Annotated in this window: 6 protein-coding genes; 3 read left to right on the top strand and 3 right to left on the bottom strand. The window is 58.7% G+C overall.

Annotated elements, in window-relative coordinates:
* The 3 genes from R0I78_RS12090 to glnE all read right to left on the bottom strand — a co-directional run.
* On the bottom strand, positions 1–140 hold a 140-nt coding region (locus R0I78_RS12090), incomplete at its 3' end, for a helix-turn-helix domain-containing protein (RefSeq protein WP_317075498.1).
* A complete protein-coding gene (locus R0I78_RS14940) occupies positions 137–544 on the bottom strand; it encodes a four helix bundle protein (RefSeq protein WP_410506582.1) in 408 nt (135 codons plus the stop codon). The genes R0I78_RS12090 and R0I78_RS14940, both read right to left, overlap by 4 nt.
* Before the next feature lie 30 nt (positions 545–574).
* Entirely contained in the window at positions 575–3,445 is a 2,871-nt protein-coding gene (glnE, locus tag R0I78_RS12085) for a bifunctional [glutamate--ammonia ligase]-adenylyl-L-tyrosine phosphorylase/[glutamate--ammonia-ligase] adenylyltransferase (protein WP_317075497.1), read from the bottom strand.
* Positions 3,446–3,599: 154 nt separating this feature from the next.
* On the opposite strand from glnE, the gene R0I78_RS12080 reads away from it, so the two are divergent.
* From R0I78_RS12080 to R0I78_RS12070, 3 genes are read left to right on the top strand one after another with little or no spacing between them, the layout of a single operon-like run.
* Positions 3,600–4,013, top strand: coding sequence for a YjfI family protein (locus R0I78_RS12080; RefSeq protein ID WP_019936102.1), 414 nt, complete (start codon positions 3,600–3,602; stop codon positions 4,011–4,013).
* Between the two features lie 10 nt (positions 4,014–4,023).
* Entirely contained in the window at positions 4,024–4,644 is a 621-nt protein-coding gene (locus R0I78_RS12075) for a hypothetical protein (RefSeq protein WP_317075496.1), read from the top strand.
* Positions 4,641–4,970 (top strand): hypothetical protein, encoded by a 330-nt coding sequence (locus R0I78_RS12070; protein ID WP_019936100.1) that lies wholly within the window; start codon positions 4,641–4,643, stop codon positions 4,968–4,970. The genes R0I78_RS12075 and R0I78_RS12070 overlap by 4 nt, the downstream gene beginning before the upstream one ends.
* Positions 4,971–5,199: the final 229 nt, after the last annotated feature.

The raw sequence follows: 5,199 nt of genomic DNA, 5'->3' as shown, positions 1-5,199 counted from the left end.
TCCTGACGCTGATAAAAAGCATCGGTACGCCAGCGCAGTATGGCGTTATAGACAAAACGCACACAGCCGAAGGTCTGCGCCAGCAGCTCAGCCTGTTCGGGAGTTGGGTAAAACCGATATTTATAGGCGCGTTTCGTCATGCGCTTAGTTTAGCAAACCACTGTATAAATAGCCAGTTTAAAAGGAGAGGCGGGAACAGGGGCGGCTGACGCCGCCGCGCTATCCCTCCCCGCCCTAAAAGGACGGGGTTTCCCGCGCAAAATTGATGAGTTTCCTGCAGCAAGCCAAGCATACACGCAATCTCCATCTGAGTGTCGAGCTCATTCAGCGAGCCTCTGGCAATGCTCAGAAAATGAGCGCATTCACGGGTGCTCGCTCTGGCCACACCTTCGGCAATGTTCGAAGGCACTGAAATGGCGGCTCTGCGCATCTGGGACGTGAGACCAAACAACCCGGCCCGAGGGAATGACGCCGAGACCTCATAAGTCAGCTTGACCGGCAGCATGGATTCACGCCAGACATCCAGTCGCTTGTGCGTCTTCATATTTCCCCTCCAGTCCCTATTCCCCAGTCCCTATTCCCCGCCCTTAAGCCATTTGCGCCAGCTTGCCTGCACCCACTCCCGCTCCTGAGTAAGCTCGGTGTCGGGCACCAGGCCGGGCAGGTCCGACAGACTGAGACGATGGCCCCGATCGCGAATGGCGCAATAGGCCCGGCGCAGTTGTAACGACTCCTGTTCATTCAGCAGTCCGGTTTCTACTGTCATTTCCAGAATGCGCATATTGTCGGACCAGCGGGTCAGCTCCTCGTGCTCGCTGCTGTGGGCCAGCACCAGATACTGAGTCAGAAACTCAATATCCACCAGACCACCGGCAGACTGCTTCAGGTGAATTTCGCCGGCCTTGGCCCGGTTCAGGTGCTCGCGCATTTTCTCGCGCATGGCCACTACCTCCAGCGCCAGCGCACCGGCGTCCCTTGGCCGGGTCAGAATATGAGTGCGAATGCGTGCAAACTCCTCAAATAGGGCCGGCTCGCCCACTATCATGCGGCTGCGCACCAGCGCCTGGTGCTCCCAGGTCCAGGCATCTTTTTCAAGGTACTGACCGTAGCCGTCCAGGGGCGTCACCATCAGGCCGGCGTTGCCGCTGGGGCGCAGCCGCATATCCAGCTCATAAAGCACACCACTGGCGGTGCGGGTGCTGAACAGGTGAATAATGCGCTGGGCCAGACGCAGATAGAACTGGCGGCTGTCCAGGGGCTTGTGGCCATTGGTCTGACCGGTCAGGCCGCTTTGATGCACAAACACCAGATCCAGATCCGAGCTGTAGGCCAGCTCAATGCCCCCAAGCTTGCCGTAGGCCACCACACCAAAGCCCTTGTCGCCGGTGTCGGCCAGCTGCGCCGGCACGCCATGGCGGGCACTGATCTGATGCCAGGCCTGATTGACCACTTCTTCCACTATGGCTTCCGCCAGCCAGGTGAGATGATCGCTGACTTTCATTAATGGCAGGGCTCCGGCCACATCGGCGGCGGCAATGCGCAACAGCTGAATTTGCTTGAACTGGCGCAGCGCCTCCATTTGCTGCTCCACGTCTTCTTCCGGCACCCGCAGCAGAAACTGACGCAGCTCGTCCTTGTAGGTTTCCGGCGGAATCGGGTTATACAGCACCTGGGGCACCAGCAGCTCGTCCAGCAGAATGGGAAACCGCGCCAGCTGCTCCGCCACCAGCGAGCTGGCCTCGCATAAACGAATAAGCTGAGTCAGGGCACCGGCGTTTTCCACCAGCAGCTGCAGGTAGGCGGTACGGGTGGCAATTTGCAGCAGCAGTTTCTGCAGCCGGGCAAACAGGGTGCCCGGAGTGTCTGACTGACTCACCCGCTCCAGCAGCACCGGCATCAGTTTTTCCAGCGCCTGCCGGCCTTGCGGCCCCATGGCCCGGCGCGGGCATTCTTCCTTGAAGGTGTTCAGATTTTTTGCCAGACGTGCGGCCTTGTCGTCCGCCATGCCCTGCTCTGCCAGCAGGGCTGCCAGCTCGCTTTCGTCCTCCCAGTCGGTCTGCCAGATATCAGACCAGATCTGGGCCACATCTTCCTCTTCAGCTTCGGTGCTGTCACCGATCAGCAGTTCAAACTGGCGATGTACCTTGTCCATGGCAGTGTGCAGTGTGGCGAGAAACTCGCTCCAGCTGTTATGGCCGGTAAGCCAGGCCAGCCGGTCCTGGTTGAGTTCGTCTTGCGGCAGGGTCTGGGTTTGCTGGTCTGCAAAGGCCTGCAGGAAGTTTTCTACCTTGCGCAAAAAACGGTAACTGGCGTGCAGCTCGTCAAACACTTCGGGCGAAATAGCACCGGCGTCGCTGGCGGCCCTAAGTGCATCGGGCAGATGACGCACCTGCAGTGCCGGCTCGCGGCCACCGCGGATCAGCTGAAATACCTGAGCGATAAACTCCACTTCACGAATGCCGCCGGCCCCCAGCTTGATGTTGTCTTTCAGCCCCTTGCGGCGCACTTCGGCGGCAATCATGGCCTTCATCTGGCGCAGGGAGTCGATCACACCAAAGTCGATGTAACGGCGATAGACAAAGGGCTTGAGCATGGCGCGCAGCTCGGCAGTGTATTCACCCTCATCGTTCAGAATGCGTGCCTTGACCATGGCATAGCGCTCCCAGGTGCGGCCATGGTGCTGATAGTAATCTTCCATGGCGGTAAAGCTCACCGCCAGCGGCCCCGACTCGCCAAAGGGCCGTAGCCGCATGTCCACCCGGTAGACCTGGCCGTCTATGGTGGTCTGGTTGAGGGCATTCACCAGCTTTTGCCCCAGGCGAATAAAAAACTGCTGATTGGCCAGCTCCCGCCGTCCGCCTTTGGTCACGCCGTTGTGAGGAAAGGTGAATATCAGATCGATATCGGAAGAAAAGTTAAGTTCGCCGCCACCCAGTTTGCCCATTCCGAGGATCAGCATGGGCACAGCCTTGTCTTCGGCATCGGTGGGGGTGCCCAGCTCGGCGCACAGACGCCGGTACAGCCAGCGGTAGCTTTCTACAATAAGCGCATTGGCCAGCGCAGAAATATGCACAAAGCTTTCTTCCACCCCGGCATCCAGCAGCATTTCCCGCCAGGCAATCAGCAGCAGCTCCCGTCGCCGGTACTGGCGCAGCAACCGCATCATGACCGCCTCATCATGCACGTCATTCAGCATGGCTGTCAGCTCGGGCTGATACCGCCCGGACCTGTCAGCATTAAACAAGTCCCGCTCATCACTCAGCGTCAGTGCAAGCTCAGGCTGACGGCACAGGCTGTCGGCGGCAAAGTCACTGCAGGCAAACAACTGCTTCAGCTGAGTGACCCGCCCGGCACTGAGTTGCGGCAACACGCCGGCGGCACGTTCTGCAAATAAAGACCAGTGCTTTTCGGCCTGAGCGGCCATGGAAGCGGGCAATGCGGACATCGGCAATTCCTTTTATGCGGCAGTAAGCCCCAGATTATCACCCTTACCGGCCATGCACAGCGTTAACCCGGCATTTTATGCGGTTGTCATGACGCTTGCGCAGCCGGGGCAGGCTGAATTAGTCTGTAACTGACTTATTATGTCAGGATACTTCATGGAACTATCAGTAATCGGCCGTCACCTGGAACAATTGGGTGAGGCCTCAACCACCGGCTTTACCTTTCAGTGCTATCCCATTCCCGGCGAAGTGGAAGTGCTGAGAGTCACGGTAGACGGGCGAGAGGAGCTGCCCCTGTTTATTTCCGTGTCGGACGATCAGATCTTGTGCATCAGCTATCTGTGGGATGAAAGTCAGGTCAATCCGGCCCGCCGTCAGGCCATGCTGGAAGCCATGCTCGATATGAATATTCCCATGCCGCTGTCGGCCTTTGCCCGGCTGGATGACTGGTATGTAGTGTTTGGTGCCCTGTCGCTGAACTCTTCTCTGGAAGATATAGAGCATGAACTGGCAGTGCTGAGTGACAACTGCCTGGAAGTGATCGAAGACATGGCGGAATTTTTGTTGTGAGGGCGCAATCATGAGTGTATTGGGTCAGGTGCTCCGCAGTCTGCAGAATGAGCAGGACAGCAGTCTCAATCCGGAACAGGTTTGCCTGCAACTGATGCAGGACTGCCGCCATGCCGAGCAGCATATGCAGGGACTGGAACGTCAGTACCGGCAACTAAAAGATGAACAAGCAAGGTTGCAGCAGCAAGCCGGCAGCCTGCTTCAGCGTCATCGTCAGCTGGAGCAGCAGGTGCTGGCAGCACTGGATACCGATGAACAGCAGGCCCTGAGCCTGGCACACTTGCTGGCAACACTGGAAAGTGAGCAGACCGGTCATGCCACCCGTCTGGGTCATATCAGCAAACGGCTGACCTGGTATCGCCGCCGCTGGCAGGAAGCCGAGCGTCATTATCACGACTTGTGCCGGCAACTGGCCATGGCCAGAGCCAGTCGCTGCGTACGCCAGACCATGGCTGCCATTCGTGAACACCCGGACGTCACTCTGATCAATGCCAAGCAGGCACTGGCCGATATTCGCGCCCGGGAGCAGCAGCAGGACGCCGACGAGCCCGCTGCGCCGCCGGCCCCTGCCAGCACCAGTGCCGACCAGGTGCTGGCCCGGCTGCAGCAACAACGGAAGCAGCGCTCATGAGTCAACGCAAGCTGCCCGACAAGTGGCAGAGTTCGGTGCGCGCCGCACGGGCGGTGCAGGTGGCGTTTGATATGGATGAAAAACTGCAATACCGCATTCGCCGGGAAGCACTGGACAATGGCCTGAGTCCGTCGGATCAGATTCGGCATATTCTGAATCTGCCCACCTCAGCCCGCCCCAAGCGCCCCCGGTTAACGGTGTCGCTGAGTCCGGACGACTACGCTCGTCTGGCGGTGCGTTATGGTCTGGAACCGGAGCAACAGCTGGAAATTAAACACAGGGTGATGGACGAACTGCTGGAATACAGCAAAAGCAACCCCCGCTGAAAGCGGGAAGCGGGAAGCGGGAAGCGGGAAGCATAACAGCTTGGACTGGCCCGGCGACAGCAATGTTGGGGCTTGTCCCAACCTAGCGTGGAGTGGCCCCGATAAAGTAGACACTTAAGTTAAGCGGCCGCTGCGTAGGCATTGGGAGTTATTCCTCCCAGCGCCATGTGGCGCCGCACTTTCGGGTAATACTCGTCCGTATAATACCGGACTTCATCTGCCATTTCGT

Source organism: Oceanimonas sp. CAM02 (assembly GCF_032842915.1).
In the GTDB taxonomy this organism is placed as follows: Bacteria; Pseudomonadota; Gammaproteobacteria; order Enterobacterales; family Aeromonadaceae; genus Oceanimonas; species Oceanimonas smirnovii.
The sequence above is the reverse complement of the archived record's forward strand: the minus strand, read 5'-3'. Positions and strand labels throughout refer to the sequence as shown.

What these genes read in the sequence shown, in the direction of transcription:
- R0I78_RS12075 (WP_317075496.1), top strand. Translation starts at nt 4,024, where the DNA reads ATGAGTGTATTGGGTCAGGTGCTCCGCAGTCTGCAGAATGAGCAGGAC.
- glnE (WP_317075497.1), bottom strand. Translation starts at nt 3,445, where the DNA reads ATGTCCGCATTGCCCGCTTCCATGGCCGCTCAGGCCGAAAAGCACTGG.
- R0I78_RS14940 (WP_410506582.1), bottom strand. Translation starts at nt 544, where the DNA reads ATGAAGACGCACAAGCGACTGGATGTCTGGCGTGAATCCATGCTGCCG.
- R0I78_RS12070 (WP_019936100.1), top strand. Translation starts at nt 4,641, where the DNA reads ATGAGTCAACGCAAGCTGCCCGACAAGTGGCAGAGTTCGGTGCGCGCC.
- R0I78_RS12080 (WP_019936102.1), top strand. Translation starts at nt 3,600, where the DNA reads ATGGAACTATCAGTAATCGGCCGTCACCTGGAACAATTGGGTGAGGCC.